13 protein-coding genes and 1 pseudogene are annotated in these 15,980 nt (G+C 45.4%); 12 read left to right on the forward strand and 2 right to left on the reverse strand.

All coding sequences use genetic code 11. The annotated features are described in order from the left end of the window. Window positions 1-52 precede the first annotated feature (52 nt). Window positions 53-535, forward strand: a complete 483-nt coding sequence (sixA, locus tag PXH59_RS01360; RefSeq protein ID WP_047767027.1) for a phosphohistidine phosphatase SixA — start codon at window positions 53-55, stop codon at window positions 533-535. Between the two features lie 46 nt (window positions 536-581). Here the strand turns inward: sixA and smrB are convergent, their stop codons facing one another. After that, on the reverse strand, window positions 582-1,124 hold the full coding sequence (smrB, locus tag PXH59_RS01365; protein WP_285809979.1) for an endonuclease SmrB: 543 nt from the start codon (window positions 1,122-1,124) through the stop codon (window positions 582-584). Between the two features lie 182 nt (window positions 1,125-1,306). Here smrB and hutI point away from each other — a divergent pair, with 182 nt between their 5' ends. From hutI to PXH59_RS01420, 11 genes and pseudogenes are all read left to right on the forward strand, one after another. Further along, window positions 1,307-2,575 (forward strand): imidazolonepropionase, encoded by a 1,269-nt coding sequence (gene hutI / locus PXH59_RS01370; protein ID WP_285809981.1) that lies wholly within the window; start codon window positions 1,307-1,309, stop codon window positions 2,573-2,575. 19 nt (window positions 2,576-2,594) lie between these two features. Continuing rightward, window positions 2,595-3,554 (forward strand): formimidoylglutamase, encoded by a 960-nt coding sequence (gene hutG, locus PXH59_RS01375; RefSeq protein ID WP_285809982.1) that lies wholly within the window; start codon window positions 2,595-2,597, stop codon window positions 3,552-3,554. A gap of 36 nt (window positions 3,555-3,590) precedes the next feature. After that, window positions 3,591-4,322, forward strand: a complete 732-nt coding sequence (hutC, locus tag PXH59_RS01380) for a histidine utilization transcriptional repressor HutC (protein WP_285809985.1) — start codon at window positions 3,591-3,593, stop codon at window positions 4,320-4,322. A 305-nt stretch (window positions 4,323-4,627) separates the two neighbouring features. Further along, window positions 4,628-6,322: a urocanate hydratase gene (gene hutU, locus PXH59_RS01385; RefSeq protein ID WP_285809986.1), complete on the forward strand. Its 1,695-nt coding sequence runs from the start codon at window positions 4,628-4,630 to the stop codon at window positions 6,320-6,322. A gap of 14 nt (window positions 6,323-6,336) precedes the next feature. After that, window positions 6,337-7,869 carry a histidine ammonia-lyase gene (gene hutH, locus PXH59_RS01390; protein ID WP_285809987.1) on the forward strand — a complete coding sequence of 511 codons (1,533 nt, stop codon included), beginning with the start codon at window positions 6,337-6,339 and terminating at the stop codon, window positions 7,867-7,869. Window positions 7,870-7,961: 92 nt separating this feature from the next. Then, window positions 7,962-9,320 carry an amino acid permease gene (locus PXH59_RS01395; protein WP_285809989.1) on the forward strand — a complete coding sequence of 453 codons (1,359 nt, stop codon included), beginning with the start codon at window positions 7,962-7,964 and terminating at the stop codon, window positions 9,318-9,320. A 167-nt stretch (window positions 9,321-9,487) separates the two neighbouring features. After that, complete coding sequence (prmB, locus tag PXH59_RS01400; RefSeq protein ID WP_285809990.1) at window positions 9,488-10,423, forward strand: 50S ribosomal protein L3 N(5)-glutamine methyltransferase; 936 nt, start codon at window positions 9,488-9,490, stop codon at window positions 10,421-10,423. Window positions 10,424-10,739: 316 nt separating this feature from the next. Continuing rightward, on the forward strand, window positions 10,740-11,825 hold the full coding sequence (gene aroC, locus PXH59_RS01405) for a chorismate synthase (protein WP_047767133.1): 1,086 nt from the start codon (window positions 10,740-10,742) through the stop codon (window positions 11,823-11,825). Between the two features lie 86 nt (window positions 11,826-11,911). Continuing rightward, window positions 11,912-12,713 (forward strand): annotated as a pseudogene (locus PXH59_RS01410) (sulfite exporter TauE/SafE family protein). Window positions 12,714-12,734: 21 nt separating this feature from the next. Then, entirely contained in the window at window positions 12,735-13,286 is a 552-nt protein-coding gene (locus tag PXH59_RS01415; RefSeq protein ID WP_285809991.1) for an elongation factor P hydroxylase, read from the forward strand. A 22-nt stretch (window positions 13,287-13,308) separates the two neighbouring features. Next, window positions 13,309-13,584: a YfcL family protein gene (locus PXH59_RS01420; RefSeq protein ID WP_047767135.1), complete on the forward strand. Its 276-nt coding sequence runs from the start codon at window positions 13,309-13,311 to the stop codon at window positions 13,582-13,584. Window positions 13,585-13,894: 310 nt separating this feature from the next. Here PXH59_RS01420 and mnmC read toward each other — a convergent pair whose 3' ends face one another. Continuing rightward, the gene (gene mnmC, locus PXH59_RS01425) at window positions 13,895-15,943 is read right to left on the reverse strand and encodes a bifunctional tRNA (5-methylaminomethyl-2-thiouridine)(34)-methyltransferase MnmC2/FAD-dependent 5-carboxymethylaminomethyl-2-thiouridine(34) oxidoreductase MnmC1 (RefSeq protein ID WP_285809992.1); all 2,049 of its coding nucleotides are present in this window, start codon (window positions 15,941-15,943) and stop codon (window positions 13,895-13,897) included. Between the last annotated feature and the right edge of the window lie 37 nt (window positions 15,944-15,980).

A 15,980-nucleotide genomic window follows, 5' to 3' on the forward strand; every position in this document is an offset into this window, starting at 1 on the left:
CTAAAGTGTGGGTTATTTTGAGACAGATTCACAATTAACTTAACGGTGGATTATGTACGTTTTTATTATGCGTCATGGTGATGCTGCTTTGAATGCCATCAGTGATGCAGCGCGGGAACTGACCTCCAGAGGATATCAAGAATCACAGCAAATGGCTCATGGGCTTTCGCAACAATCGCCTGACATCGACTGTGTTCTGGTCAGTCCTTATATCCGGGCAGAACAAACATTGAAGGCGGTACGAGAAAACCTGGTGCTTCCCGACAATGAAGAAATACTGGCTGAGTTAACGCCATCGGGAGATGTAATGTTGGTTGCCAGCTACTTGCACGTTTTGTCAACGCAAGGGTATCAATCTGTATTGATAGTTTCTCATTTACCGTTGGTCGGCTATTTGGTGTCTGAGCTTTGTCCGGGGCAAACTCCGCCGATGTTTGCGACATCCAGCATTGCTTGTGTCGAGTTGGATCACCAAACGGAAAAAGGGTGTCTGTTATGGCAAACATCCCCTGCACAATTAGCGGCGAAATCCTGACCAGACACCTTAATTCTTAGGCAATTTAATTAAAGAGAAAAACAAGTTAGCGCTGCGTAAATTCATCCATCTCTACCAAAATGAGTAACGCAGCGCTCCCTCCCCACGTTTTGGGCGCTTGATGGAAGGCAATAATATCAGGATGTTGGGCAAGCCATAGCGGGGCTTGTTGTTTGAGAATATGTTTACCATGTCCATGCATAACGCAGGCACAATAGACATGCTCTCGACGGCAGGCAGCGATTAATGCCCCCATTTCTTGTTTGGCCTGTAACTGAGTCAGCCCATGTAAATCCAGAAACAGTTCAGGGGAATAATCGCCACGTCGCAATTTCTTTAATTCATAATGGCTGGCATCTTCCCGAATGTAGCGGGTCGGGCCTTCCATATCCAAATTTGGCTGGAATTCATCGGAAAAATAATAACTGGCATCAGCTTGCTCTTGCTTCAAGCGTTCAGGGGCAATACGGTTAATTTTTTTTCTCTTCGGGGGATGGGAAACCGTATCTTGTGCAATGCGCCGGGTTCCCGTGACAGACGTCCTGAATAGGCTGATGTCTTCTGTGTTTAATTGATATTTTTTCTTCATTACACGTTCATTTACTCACAACTTTTAGCAAGTGTACCTGATTTTTTGTGATTTTTCCTGATAGTTATCATTTAAAGTAACAACATGTTCACAAAATAATTTGACAATGATGTCTGGTTATAAAATAAATGTATATACAACATGAGTTCTGATACAAACAACAAAAATAACAGGATAGTACAATGTCGATTGAACTAAGAGACACTGATGTCATATGGCGCAATGCCAAACTTGCCACAATGGATCCTGCAATTAAAGACATGGCTGGTGAAAGCAATTATGGCATGTTAGAGCAGCATGACCTTATTGTGCGGGGCGAAAAAATCTTAGCGATTGTGCCGACAGATAGCGTCCCCGCCAACCAATGTAAGGTCATTGACGCAGAGCAGCGCCTGATCACCCCTGGCTTAATCGATTGCCACACTCACTTAGTTTTTGGCGGTAATAGAGCCTCTGAGTGGGAACAGCGCCTGAATGGGGTTTCTTATGAAGAAATGAGTGCCAAAGGGGGAGGGATTAATTCGACAGTGAATGCCACCCGCAACAGTTCAGCTCAACAGTTGGAAAGTGTCTCCCAGAAACGTCTCAATGCACTGATGGCCGAAGGCGTGACAACGATTGAGATGAAATCCGGTTATGGGCTGGATCTGATAAATGAAGAGAAACAGTTAAATGTCGTGCGGGCATTGGCACAGAAAAATCCCATCGAAATTAGCCCGACATTACTTTCTGCCCATGCCGTCCCACCTGAATATAAACATGATCCTGATGCCTATATTGATTTAGTGTGTGGCTCCATCCTGCCTACTCTTTGGCAAAAACAGTTATTCGAAGCTGTAGATGTATTTTGTGAAACGGTTGGTTTCAATCTGGAACAGACCAAACGCCTTTTTGCAACCGCAAAGCGCCTGAATATCCCCGTAAAAGGTCATGTTGAGCAACTTTCCAATTTGGGCGGAAGTGAACTGGTTGCTGAATATCAAGGTTTATCAGTGGATCACATTGAGCATTTGGATGAAAAAGGAATTGAGGCTCTCAGTCGTAGTGGAACCGTGGCTGTGTTACTGCCGGGAGCATTTTACTTCCTGAAAGAAACTCAACGTCCCCCGATTGCATTATTGCGCCAATATGGCGTTCCAATGGCTATTTCGACAGATTTTAATCCCGGCACGAGTCCTTTTGCCTCTTTGCGTCTGATGATGAATATGGCTTGCGTACAATTTGGTTTGACACCGGAAGAAGTATGGCAGGGAGTCACCATTCACGCAGCCAGCGCACTGGGACGAGCGGGTAGTCACGGTCAATTAGCTGCGGGTTTTACGGCAGACTTTGTCGTTTGGGATGCCCGGGATCCGGTGGATATCTTATATGAACTGGGACATAACCCGTTGGTTTATCGTATTTATCATGGTGAAATGACGCATCGTGATGACTTAAATGGCTTTAATTAATGGTGGTGAGGGAAAAAATATGAATTTATGGCATCCAGCATCAGAAAATAGTTGGCAGGGGCGTAATGATCTTGCAGAAGCCAATAATGCCTTACGGATATTCCAGACAATAAAGCAGCCCACCAGTTTCTCCCCAGCTGAATTTCCTCACCACATTGCGCTATTGGGATTTGAATGCGATGAAGGTGTTAAGCTGAATCAGGGGCGTCCGGGAGCAAAACTGGGAGCAGAATATCTGCGCCAATCGCTGGCAAATCTGGCGAGCTATGACGGCCATGATAGGTTAGTGGATTTGGGAAATATTCGCGCTGATTCAGGCGAACTGAGTGAAGCCCAGCAGGCGCTCAGTGATGCTGTCTATGAATGCCAGCAGCATAATATGAAAACGCTGATTTTTGGTGGTGGGCATGAAACGGCTTTTGCACATGGGATGGGAATTTACCGTGCGTTCCCGGAGCAGCGAGTTGGTATCATCAATTTTGATGCCCATTTGGATCTGCGCCATTCACCGCAGCCTACATCAGGCACTCCATTTCGGCAACTTGCGCATTACTGCCAGCAACACCAGCGTCCATTTAATTACAGTTGTGTTGGCGCCAGCCTGGCATCAAATACCCAGGCATTACTGGATGAAGCCAATCATCTTGATGTCACGATTATTTGGGATACCCACTGTGTTGAATCCCTGTTGGATAAGGTACAGCAGCAATTACAAGATATCATTAATCAGGTTGATATCATTTATATGACTATCGACTTGGATGTGCTGCCAATTTGGCAAATGCCGGCCGTTTCTGCGCCTGCGGCATTGGGAGTTCCGCTGGCGCGTTTATTGCCATTGGTTCAACTCATCTGTCAGAGCAAAAAATTGCAGGCCGTGGATTTAGTGGAGCTTAACCCTTTGTATGATATTCAGGGAATGGGGGGGAAAGCGGCCGCTCGCCTTGCCTGGCAGTTGGTGCACTGGTGGAATAACTAACGGGTGGGGAGCGTAAAAAGTGAGAAGGAAGGGACAGTGACAGACGACTTACCAGATACCTATGCCAAACCGGTGCCCTTGTATGCAAAAGTCAAACAAGCGATTATTGAAAAGATCTATACAGGGAAATGGAAACCGCATGATCGGGTTCCTTCGGAAGCGGAATTAGTCAAACAATTTAGCTGTAGTCGTATGACGGCTAATCGGGCATTGAGGGAGTTAATGGCAGAAGGTTTCCTATTTCGTTTGCAGGGGGTGGGATCGTTTGTCTCTGAGCCAAAAGGACAATCTGCGTTATTTGAAATTCACAGTATCGCAGATGAAATTGCTTCCCGCTCTAACCGACATAGTTGCAAGGTGCTGAAACTCGCTGAAGTGACCGCCAATATCACTCAGGCTGTGGAGTTCAGTATTGCAGCAGGGGCACCTCTCTACCATTCCATCATTTTGCATTATGAAAATGAGATACCTGTGCAAATTGAAGATCGCTATGTCAATGTTCAGGCGGCACCGGAATATTTGCGGCAAGATTTTCGGCAACAAACCGCCCATGATTATTTATCTCAGGTAGCGCCATTAACCGAAGGGGAGCATATTGTTGAAGCTGTGGCGGGAGATGCCCTTTCTTGTCGGTTATTACAAATTGAAGCAAGCACACCTTGTTTATTAATTAGCCGCCGAACCTGGTCGAAAGCGTTTATTGTTTCCAGTGCCAGATTATTGTTTCCTGGTCATCGATATAAATTAAAAGGGCGGTTTAATTCATAGTCTTCCTGTAAGTTATAAAAAATTACGCTACAAAAACCTCTTTTTCCTTATTGGGAGGGAGAGGTTTTCCATTAATTATTGTGACAATAATGTAAAATCAATGTGATATTAAACACAAAACCAGTAAAAATATCTCCCCGTTTATTACGAAATAAATCAATATCATCTTATTGATTTTTATCACAAATAGTGTTGTGCTCCGCATCATCAACTTTATCTGTGTCACATTTTTGCCTATTGAATATACATGTATATACAACTATAAAATTAACAAAATTCACAAAAATGAAATAGGAAAAAAAACCGTGACGACGCAAAATAATAAATTCAGCAACGTAACCATCCGCTCTCCCAGGGGGCCACAACTCACAGCAAAAAGCTGGCTAACCGAAGCACCACTTCGTATGCTCATGAATAATCTTGATCCCGATGTGGCGGAAAATCCCTGCGAATTGGTAGTTTATGGTGGCATTGGCCGTGCCGCCAGAAACTGGGAATGCTATGAAAAAATCGTTGAAACCTTAAAAAATCTGGACAATGACGAAACCCTGTTGGTGCAATCAGGTAAACCGGTGGGGGTGTTTAAAACACATGAAAATGCCCCGCGTGTATTAATTGCCAACTCGAATTTGGTGCCCCATTGGGCAACATGGGAACATTTTAACGAGCTGGATGCCAAAGGGCTGGCTATGTATGGTCAGATGACCGCCGGTAGCTGGATTTACATTGGAAGTCAGGGCATTGTACAGGGAACTTACGAAACGTTTGTCGAAGCAGGCCGCCAACACTACAACGGCAACTTGACCGGCCGCTGGATATTGACGGCAGGCCTGGGAGGGATGGGAGGAGCACAGCCACTGGCTGCAACATTGGCTGGTGCCTCTTCATTAACCATAGAGTGCCAACAAAGCCGCCTTGATTTTCGTTTGCGTACCAAATATGTGGATGAACAGGCCGTTGATCTGGATGATGCTTTGGCGCGTATTGAGCGTTATACCCGGGAAGGTAAAGCCATCTCAATCGCATTATGTGGTAACGCTTCAGAAATCTTACCTGAGTTAGTACGCCGTGGTGTACGTCCTGATATGGTGACAGACCAAACCAGCTCCCATGATCCATTACATGGTTATTTGCCAGCTGGTTGGACATGGGACGAATATTGTCGTCGGGCTGAAAGTGAGCCAGAAATGGTGATCCGGGCGGCAAAAGCGTCAATGGCCGCACATGTTGAAGCCATGCTGGCTTTCCAGAAACAAGGTGTGCCTACCTTCGATTATGGCAATAATATCCGCCAAATGGCGAAAGAATCGGGTGTTGAAAACGCCTTTGATTTTCCCGGATTTGTTCCTGCTTACATTCGCCCTCTGTTCTGTCGCGGTATAGGACCTTTCCGTTGGGTGGCACTTTCCGGTGATCCTGAGGATATTTATAAAACCGATGCCAAGGTAAAAGAGCTGCTGCCGAATGATGACCATTTACACCGCTGGCTAGATATGGCGAGAGCGCGCATCAGTTTTCAGGGCTTGCCTGCCCGTATTTGTTGGGTGGGATTGGGCGATCGCGCCAAATTAGGCTTGGCATTCAATGAAATGGTTCGCCGTGGGGAGCTTTCTGCACCAATCGTCATTGGTCGTGACCATCTGGATTCCGGCTCGGTCGCCAGCCCTAATCGTGAAACTGAAGCCATGCAAGATGGTTCTGACGCAGTGTCTGACTGGCCATTGCTGAATGCCTTACTGAATACTGCCAGTGGTGCGACGTGGGTTTCCTTGCATCATGGCGGTGGCGTTGGTATGGGATTCTCTCAGCATTCCGGCATGGTCATTGTTTGTGATGGAACGGATGAAGCGGCTGCACGTATTGCCCGCGTCTTACACAATGATCCGGCAACCGGCGTTATGCGCCATGCGGATGCGGGCTATGAATTGGCTATCCAGTGTGCGAAAGAACAGGAACTAAACCTGCCAATGTTAAACCTGCCAGTGGCTGATGCAAAATAAGGAGCGTTGTTAAAATGAAAAACATTACTATTCATCCGGGAAAAATGACACTTGAAGAACTACGTCATGTTTATCAGCACCCTGTTCAGATTCGTCTGGACGAACAGTGCGTTCCGGCCATTGAGAGCAGTGTCGCTTGTGTGAATCGCATTATCAGTGAAAATAAAACCGCGTATGGTATCAATACCGGTTTTGGCTTGCTGGCGAATACCCGTATTGCAGAGCAGGATTTAGAAGAGTTGCAGCGTTCTATCGTGTTGTCACATGCGGCGGGCGTGGGTGAGCCTCTGCCGGATGAAATTGTCCGATTGATTATGGTGTTGAAAATTAATAGCCTTGCCCGTGGTTATTCCGGCATTCGTCCGGCCGTGATTCAGGGATTGATTGCCCTGGTCAACGCTGAAGTGTATCCCTGTATTCCAGGCAAAGGTTCAGTAGGGGCTTCCGGTGATCTGGCACCATTAGCGCATATGAGCTTGTTATTGTTGGGAGAAGGTCAGGCCCGTTATCGTGGCGAATGGCTCCCGGCAAAAGTGGCACTGGAAAAAGCAGGACTTGAGCCGATGTGTCTTGTCGCAAAAGAAGGATTGGCACTGCTCAACGGTACACAAGTTTCGACCGCCTTTGCCTTAAAAGGGCTATTTGCCGCCGACGATTTACTCGCCTCAGCGATTGTTTGCGGCACCTTGTCTGTTGAAGCCGCTCTTGGCTCCCGTAAACCTTTTGATGCTCGTATTCATGAAGTCCGTGGACAGAAAGGTCAGATTGATGTGGCCGCCCTTTACCGTCTGGTATTGGAAGAACAAAGTGAGATTTCTGCCTCTCATCAAAACTGCCCGAAAGTTCAGGATCCTTATTCGTTGCGTTGCCAGCCACAGGTGATGGGGGCCTGTTTAACCCAAATCCGCCATGCGGCTGATGTCATTATGGTTGAAGCCAATGCCGTTTCTGATAATCCCCTGGTCTTTACCGAAGAAGATGAGGTGATTTCTGGTGGTAATTTCCACGCTGAACCGGTTGCTATGGCAGCGGATAATCTGGCTATTGCTTTGGCAGAAATCGGTTCATTGTCAGAACGCCGCATTGCTTTGCTGATGGATAGCAATATGTCGCAGTTACCGCCATTCTTGGTCGAAAACAGCGGAGTTAACTCCGGTTTCATGATTGCGCAGGTGACGGCGGCGGCGCTGGCAAGTGAGAACAAGGCACTGGCACATCCTTCGAGTGTCGATAGTCTGCCAACGTCTGCCAATCAAGAAGATCACGTTTCAATGGCACCTGCCGCAGGCCGTCGCTTATGGGAAATGGCAGATAATGTGCGCGGTATTTTAGCGATAGAATGGTTGACGGCTTGCCAGGGCATAGATTTTCGTCATGGTTTGGAAAGTAGTCCGATATTGGAAAAAGCCCGCCATATTCTCCGCGATAAAGTTGCACATTATGATAAAGACCGCTTTTTCGCCCCGGATATTGATGTAGCAATCCAGTTGTTGGCCGAGCAGCAACTTTCTGCCTTGTTGCCTGCCGGAAGTATCTTAGAAAATTAAGTAAAAACACATCGTATAAGGCCGGATTTTATCCGGCCTTATCGTAGTATTTATCTTTTCCAATCTAATAATAAAAGACACAAGGATAAATCATGCAAAGCATCTCACAACTCAAGCGAGGGTTGAGCGTTCGCCACATTCGATTTATGGCACTGGGTTCGGCAATTGGTACAGGTCTTTTCTATGGTTCGGCAGGTGCCATTAAAGCCGCAGGGCCAGCGGTATTGCTGGCTTATGCAATGGGGGGTGCCGCCGTTTTTATGGTCATGCGGGCTTTGGGGGAAATGGCGGTTCATCGCTCTGCACCAGGCTCTTTCTCTTACTATGCCACTCATTACTTAGGGCCATTGGCGGGTTTTCTGACCGGATGGACTTATGTCTTTGAAATGCTGGTTGTTTGTCTTGCTGATGTCACCGCATTTGGTATCTACATGAAGCTCTGGTTTCCCCATGTTGACCAGTGGATTTGGGTACTTGGCATTGTCTTTTTTATTGGTGCCATCAACCTGTGTAATGTCAAAGTATTTGGTGAAATGGAGTTTTGGCTGTCTATCATCAAGGTTGTTGCAATTATCGCTATGATCGTCGGCGGTTTTGCCATCATGATGTATGGGTTTGGTCAGGCGTCTGAGCATGCCACAGGCCTGTCGAACTTATGGGATCATGGCGGATTTATGCCAAACGGCCTCGCGGGAGTCATTGCTTCGCTCACCGTCGTTATGTTTGCTTTTGGTGGTATTGAAGTCATCGGCATTACTGCCAGTGAAGCTAAAAACCCGGAAAAATCCATTCCGCGTGCAATTAATGCGGTTCCGTTGCGTATCTTACTGTTCTATGTCCTTACGCTGTTTGTTTTGATGTGCATTTATCCGTGGAATCAAGTGGGACAAAATGGCAGCCCGTTTGTCCAGATATTTTCCAGTCTGGGCATTGATTCCGCCGCCAATATTTTAAATGTTGTCGTCATTACCGCCGCCATTTCCGCGATTAACAGTGATATTTTTGGCGCAGGACGGATGATGTATGGCATGGCACAAGAAAAACAGGCACCTGCCTCGTTTACTCAACTGACTAAAAACGGTGTACCGTGGGTAACAGTGCTGGTGATGTCAGGGATCTTGCTGGTGGGCGTGCTTTTAAATTATTTATTGCCGGAAAAAATTTTTATCATCATTGCGTCTATTGCAACATTTGCAACCGTCTGGGTATGGCTGATGATTTTGCTGTCACAATATATCATGCGTCGAAAAATGCCGGCAGAAGAGGCCAGACAGCTCAAATTCCCCGTGCCTTTCTGGCCTGTCGCACCGGCTTTGACTATTGCTTTTATGGCCTTTGTTATTGCGGTATTAGGTTATTTCCCCAATACCCGCATCGCCTTGTACGTTGGGATAGTATGGATAGCATTATTGACCATAAGCTATTACCTATGGGCGAAAAAGAATAAATAATCACCAGATAACCTAAACATGCCACCCTGCCTGTGTAGGGTGGTTTCGTATTATCACTCTCCTTTTCAATTCCTAAGATAATTCATCTATTCAGAAAGCTGATTTGTGTCCGGGAACGTGGCAAACTAACGAGTTGATATATCTTTTTTGTTGTTTGGAGGTGTTTTTTGGATAAGATTTTAGTCGATGAGGCTGTTGCAGAGCTGCGTACCATTTTAGATATGTTGCGTTGGTCTACCAGCCGTTTTAGCGAATCGGATATCTATTGTGGACATACGGCATGTAATCCGTGGGATGAGGCTTTGCAATTAATTCTCCCCTCATTGCGTTTGCCTATGGATGTCCCTGATTCAATGCTGGCTTCACGCCTGACATCAACAGAGCGCAAACGCATCGTGGAACTTGTCTTGCGTCGTATTAATGAACGTGTTCCTGTTGCTTATTTGATAAATCGCGCTTGGTTCTGTGGTCATGAATTTTATGTCGATGAGCGAGTTTTGATTCCACGTTCACTGATTAGAGATGTGATTGAAAACCATTTTGAAGGATTTATCTCACGTCAGCCATCGACAATTTTGGATCTTTGTACAGGAAGCGGTTGTATTGCAATTGCTTGTGCCCATGCCTTCCCAGAAGCCGAAGTTGATGCTGTTGATATTTCTCCTGATGCTTTGGAAGTTGCAGAAATAAATATAGAAAATCATAAGCTTTCTCACCGTGTCATCCCGATTCGTTCAAATCTATTTCATGATATACCATCGATGAAATACGACATCATTGTGACTAATCCTCCTTATGTCGATGAAGAAGATATGAGTGATTTTCCTCAGGAATACGATCATGAACCTGAATTAGCCTTGGCAGCAGGTATTGACGGGTTGGATTTGGTTCGTCGTATTCTGGCAACTGCCCCGGATTTCCTTTCAGAAGAGGGAATACTGGTATGTGAAGTAGGTAACAGTATGGTACACCTGATTGAGCAATACCCGGAAGTACCCTTCAAATGGCTGACATTCGAACATGATTATGGTGATGGTGTTTTCGTACTGACTCGTCAGCAGCTTGTTGAATATCACGAATATTTCCAGCCATTCAAAGACTGATATTTTTTTCATTCATCTAATGGTTAAAACGGCTATTTCATATAAATTGTATCTATACCAGTCCAACTTCAGGATGCGTGTTATATTTCCCCGCGCAGTGGGGAAATATAAGGCTCCGCGTCGTCTTGCGGATTATAACTTGACGTTTATCGCGTATATATCCAGTGGATTTCGAGTCGTAGCTGGCAATATTGTTGCTCGAAAAAGTAAGGATAAAAGGCAAATAAAATTACTGAAATAAGATAGGTTTTAATCATTGGGTGAGTTATTGTTATTCGATCTCATTGGTAACGCAAATAATGATGGCAGGGTAGGAATGGCAGGAAATAGTATTGGGCAGTTTTTTCGTGTCACCACATTTGGTGAATCTCACGGGATCGCACTGGGATGCATTGTCGATGGTGTTCCACCGGGCATTGCTATCACAGAAGCTGACTTACAAATCGACCTGGACAGGCGTCGTCCGGGAACGTCCCGTTATACGACACAACGTCGTGAACCCGATCAAGTTCGCATTCTTTCCGGTGTTTTTAACGGCGTGACAACAGGCACCAGCATTGGTCTGATGATTGAGAACACCGATCAGCGTTCACAAGATTACAGTGCAATTAACGATGTTTTCCGTCCGGGCCATGCTGACTATACCTACGAACAGAAATACGGGTTGCGTGATTACCGTGGCGGGGGGCGTTCATCTGCCCGTGAAACCGCCATGCGCGTTGCAGCAGGGGCAATTGCTAAAAAATATCTGTTGGAAAAACACGGCATTCTTATTCGTGCTTGCCTCACTCAGATGGGCGATATTCATTGTGAACTGAAAGATTGGGAGCAGGTTGAACAGAACCCTTTTTTCTGTCCGGATGCAAGTAAGCTAACTCAGCTTGATGAATTACTCCGCACATTGAAAAAAGAGGGGAATTCTATCGGTGCGAAAGTCAGTGTAATTGCTGAAAACGTACCGGCCGGATTGGGAGAGCCGGTTTTTGACCGTTTGGATGCAGACATCGCTCATGCTTTGATGAGCATTAACGCGGTCAAAGGTGTTGAAATTGGTGATGGTTTCGGTGTGATCAATTTACGTGGCAGCGAAAACCGCGATGAAATGACGACGCAGGGGTTTACCAGTAATCATGCTGGCGGCATTTTAGGCGGAATTAGCAGTAGTCAGCCAATTATTGCACATATCGCGTTGAAACCGACATCCAGCATTATGGTGCCAGGCAGGACTATCAATCGTCAGGGAGAGGAAGTGGATATGGTAACTCGTGGCCGCCACGATCCTTGTGTTGGTATTCGTGCCGTACCTATTGCAGAAGCCATGATGGCGATTGTGCTGATGGATCACTTACTGCGCCAGCGGGCACAGTGTGCCGATGTAATACCATCGCTTCCGCGCTGGTAATTCGGGAAGAGACACCTGATATCCACTTCGGCTGGTGCTGAAAGGTATCATGAGAATAGGCAAGCAGTTTTCTGGTGAAATGCATAATGGAATGGTCATTATTGGGACCGGAAATTTACGGTTTTCTCTTTTTGGTTGCGATGGTGGCGGGGTTTATCGATTCTATTGCAGGAGGCGGTGGATTATTAACCATTCCTGCGTTGCTATCGATGGGGGTTTCTCCTGTCCAGGCACTGGCAACAAGTAAGTTACAGGCTATAGGCAGCTCTTTCTCTGCCAGCCTTTATTTTATCCGCCGTGGTGTAGTGGATTTGCGTTCCCAGCGTTTTGCTATCTTCATGACGATAATTGGCGCGATGTTGGGAGCTTTGCTGGTTCAATTTGTGTCACCGGATTTTCTGCGTTATTTATTGCCGGCATTAGTGATTATTATCGGCCTTTATTTCCTCTTAGTACCAAATATTGGAGCAGAAGATAGGCAACGTCGTCTTGGCCCAATGGCATTTGGTTGCCTTGCCGGATGTGGTATTGGCTTCTATGATGGCGTGTTTGGGCCGGGAACAGGATCTTTTTTTCGCACTCTCTTATGTCATGCTTTGTGGCTACAATTTGGCGAAAGCGACGGCCCATGCCAAGGTACTGAACTTGGCATCTAACATCGGAGCTTTGGGATTCTTTGTGCTTGGTGGACAGATCTTATGGCTGGCGGGCGTTGTGATGTTGGTAGGCCAGATAATCGGTGCGCGATTAGGGGCGAGTTTGGTGTTGAGCAAAGGGAAGAAACTCATTCGCCCGCTGTTGGTGACAATTTCCTTTTTGATGAGCATCAAACTTCTTTATGATCAGCACGGAGATACCATCCGTTCTTGGCTGGCATTTTATTTTTGATTTAGGATCTGGCATTAATACATGACCGCACATCATTATCAACAACTGATTGAAATTTTTGATAATTGCTTTAGCAATGACTATAACACCCGTCTGATAAAAGGTGATGGTGAGCCGATTTATCGGCCTGTAGATGATGAAGTTAACTATAACCGGATAGTGTTCGCCCACGGTTTTTACGCCAGTGGATTACATGAAATTTCTCATTGGTGCATTGCGGGTGAAGAGCGTCGCAAACTGATCGATTTTGGTTATTGGTATTGCCCTGATGGGCGTGATGCTCAAACTCAGGGAGAGTTTGAAAAAGTGGAGATTAAACCACAGTCGCTGGAGTGGTTATTTTGTGTAGCGGCGGGATTTCCCTTTAATGTCAGTTGTGACAACCTTGAAGGCGATTTTGAGCCGGATCGCCTTACTTTTCAGCGGAAAGTGCATGCGCAAGTCATGCAATACCTTGAAAATGGGATACCAGCACGAGCAGCACGCTTTATTCAGGGTCTGCAATCGTTTTACAATACGCCACCATTAAAAGCAGGGCATTTTCCTTACCCGGAAGATCTCTTTGCTAACTGAAATTGATTTTGAGGAAAAAATGATGCTCGCAGAGTTTGAAACACGTATTCTGGCGCAAATTGATGATAGGGTTGAACATGCCAGTGATGATGACTTATTTGCTGGTGGTTACCTCCGCGGGCACCTGACATTAGCTGTTGCTGAATTAGAGGAAGAAGGCGCGAATACGATTGAACAGCTCCATCAACGTGTTGAAGAAAGCATCTACAAAGCCATTAAAGTGGGAGAACTGACTCCCCCTGATCAGGTTTTGGTTTTGGCAACTTGGCAAAAACTGCTGGATGGCGCAAAAGACTAATTACTTGATATAGAAATAACTTTATTTAGGGCTATGCATATAGCCCTTTATTTTTTGCTTGAATTGAGTAACTCTCCATCTTCAATTACAAAAATATTCGTAGTGCATCTCAATAATGAGAATAAATAGTGATAATTAAATCTTTATTGATCGTTTTATAGTAAATATAACGCGCATCTTGAAGTTGGATGGGTATATATATCAAAAAATATCAACTTTAAATGAGGAGCTACCCAATAAAATAGTGGCTCGAACCGGAGCTTGCATCAGACATAATTTTTCCATGCCTGATGCAACAGAATAAACGGCTTCAAGGTTTTTCTGTTTTTACTGCTTTGCCGCGTAATAGCTTCCTAACCCAAAAGCGATTTGGGTGTGAAGCCGCTAATGTCTCGTCATCAAGCGGCAGAGGTTCACCGAAAATTTGGCTGGCTAATAATTCTGCACTTAACGGAGCGGAACATAATCCCCGTGAACCCAACGCGCCAAGAATAAATAAATCTGGGTAACAAGGAGATTCTTCAATCATTTTAGTAGTGTTTATTTGCAGAGATAAATTTGCATATTTATCCATAAGTTCACTGAAAGCAGGAACATTCCCGACCATTGGCATATGATCTCGAATGACACAGCGGATACCCTGGCGAGACTTCTCTTCTGAAATGTCAACTTCCTGTGGCCAATCAACATCTGGGAAACATTTTAATAAACGATCTCGGTTTTCTTGTTGCTCGATAGAAGAATACAGTGTATCCAACTGATTACGTTGATAACTGGCACCGATACAGTGATATTGGTTATTAGGATTAACAGGCGTCATGTAGCCATCGTAGCACAGTACGCTTTTCAATTGGCTCAGGCTATCTGTAGTTGGAATATGGCTAACTTGACCGCGAACAGCGGTTACAGGGAGTTTTTTAGTCTGTTCAAATTGTGGCAGACAGTGACCATTGGCAATAATGACAACGTTGTGATCCTTGCATTGCAGGTTTTCCTTATGTTCAATCTGCAATTGCCAGCCATTTTCACTCTGAATGAGCTGAGTTATTTTATGATTAACATAAACCTGCATTCCACGTTGTTCAGCCAGTTTAATTACTGCTTGAGTCAGTTGTGCGGGGTATAACCAACCTCCTTGTGGATAGTGAATGCCATCATAATTCACATCTATTCCACTGGCATGGCTTAATTGGTTACGGTTCATACCGAGGGCTATTTCTTCTGGCCACGTTGTCCGTAGCATTTTGCTAATTTTCTTCGCGCTTTTTTCATCATAAGCTAGTTGGCTGACACCACACCATTGATGGTCAAACGATACATTTTCGTCAATTAATTGATCGTACTGACGGCGGGCAAAAGTAAATGCTGATGTAAAGAAGCGTTCTAATGGATCGGCATTACCATTCAGTAAGGGATAAATGGCCCCTTGTTGATTGCCGGATGCATTTTGGGCCGGTTGTGCATCCTGGCAATATAGTGTGACTTTGGCACCACGGCGCACTAGGGCAAGTGCAGTAAGTGCGCTGGCAATACCCCCACCAATGATGGCAATATCATCGGTACAGGTAGCGGCTTTGCGAGAAAACCAGGGTTCATAAGGTAAGTGAAGTGGGCCACCTGATGACGATAGCGTACCGGTCAACATCTCTCTTTTACGCCCAAAACCTTTAACCTTAGTGACATTAAAGCCTGCGGCTTGCAATCCTCGGCGGACTATTCCGGCGGAGGTAAAGGTGGCAAACGTACCCTCAGGACGACAAAATTTTGCCATTGCAGCGAACAACTGTTCGCTCCACATTTGTGGATTTTTTGCTGGCGCAAAACCATCTAAAAACCAGGCATCCACTTTCTCTGTCAGGCCTGAACTTATTTTCGGTAATAGATCATTTACATCCCCAAACCAAAGATCCAGAGTGATAGCGCCATTATCGAGAATTAATCTATGGCAGCCCGCCAGTGCCAAGGGCCATTGTTGGCATAATTGCGCAGAAAATGCCTTAAATTCTGGCCAACGCCGGTGTGCTGTTTTCAGGTCAGATGGTTTTAATGGGTATTTTTCAAAACTGATATAATGCAGCCGTTTTAATGCAGATTCAGGATATTGTTGTTTAAAATGGGAGAAAGCTCGCCAAAGTGTCAGGAAATTCAATCCAGTACCGAATCCCGTTTCTGCAATAACACATTCTGGACGGGAGTGTGTATTAAAACGTTGAGGAAAATGATTACCTTTCAAAAATACATATAATGTTTCTTCCAAGCCATCTTGATTTGAAAAATAAACATCATCAAACTGCTCTGAAATGGGGGTGCCCTGCTCATTCCAGCTTAGGGTTGCGTTGCTGATAGCGCTGTTTTTCACAATAATGCCTGTACTGTTGATAACAATAATAGGTGGA

Origin of the sequence: Xenorhabdus bakwenae (genome assembly GCF_030272115.1) — a bacterium.
In the GTDB taxonomy this organism is placed as follows: domain Bacteria; phylum Pseudomonadota; class Gammaproteobacteria; order Enterobacterales; family Enterobacteriaceae; genus Xenorhabdus; species Xenorhabdus bakwenae.

What these genes read in the sequence shown, in the direction of transcription:
- hutI (WP_285809981.1), top strand. Translation starts at nt 1,307, where the DNA reads ATGTCGATTGAACTAAGAGACACTGATGTCATATGGCGCAATGCCAAA.
- hutG (WP_285809982.1), top strand. Translation starts at nt 2,595, where the DNA reads ATGAATTTATGGCATCCAGCATCAGAAAATAGTTGGCAGGGGCGTAAT.
- sixA (WP_047767027.1), top strand. Translation starts at nt 53, where the DNA reads ATGTACGTTTTTATTATGCGTCATGGTGATGCTGCTTTGAATGCCATC.
- hutH (WP_285809987.1), top strand. Translation starts at nt 6,337, where the DNA reads ATGAAAAACATTACTATTCATCCGGGAAAAATGACACTTGAAGAACTA.
- aroC (WP_047767133.1), top strand. Translation starts at nt 10,740, where the DNA reads ATGGCAGGAAATAGTATTGGGCAGTTTTTTCGTGTCACCACATTTGGT.
- PXH59_RS01395 (WP_285809989.1), top strand. Translation starts at nt 7,962, where the DNA reads ATGCAAAGCATCTCACAACTCAAGCGAGGGTTGAGCGTTCGCCACATT.
- PXH59_RS01420 (WP_047767135.1), top strand. Translation starts at nt 13,309, where the DNA reads ATGCTCGCAGAGTTTGAAACACGTATTCTGGCGCAAATTGATGATAGG.
- PXH59_RS01415 (WP_285809991.1), top strand. Translation starts at nt 12,735, where the DNA reads ATGACCGCACATCATTATCAACAACTGATTGAAATTTTTGATAATTGC.
- smrB (WP_285809979.1), bottom strand. Translation starts at nt 1,124, where the DNA reads ATGAAGAAAAAATATCAATTAAACACAGAAGACATCAGCCTATTCAGG.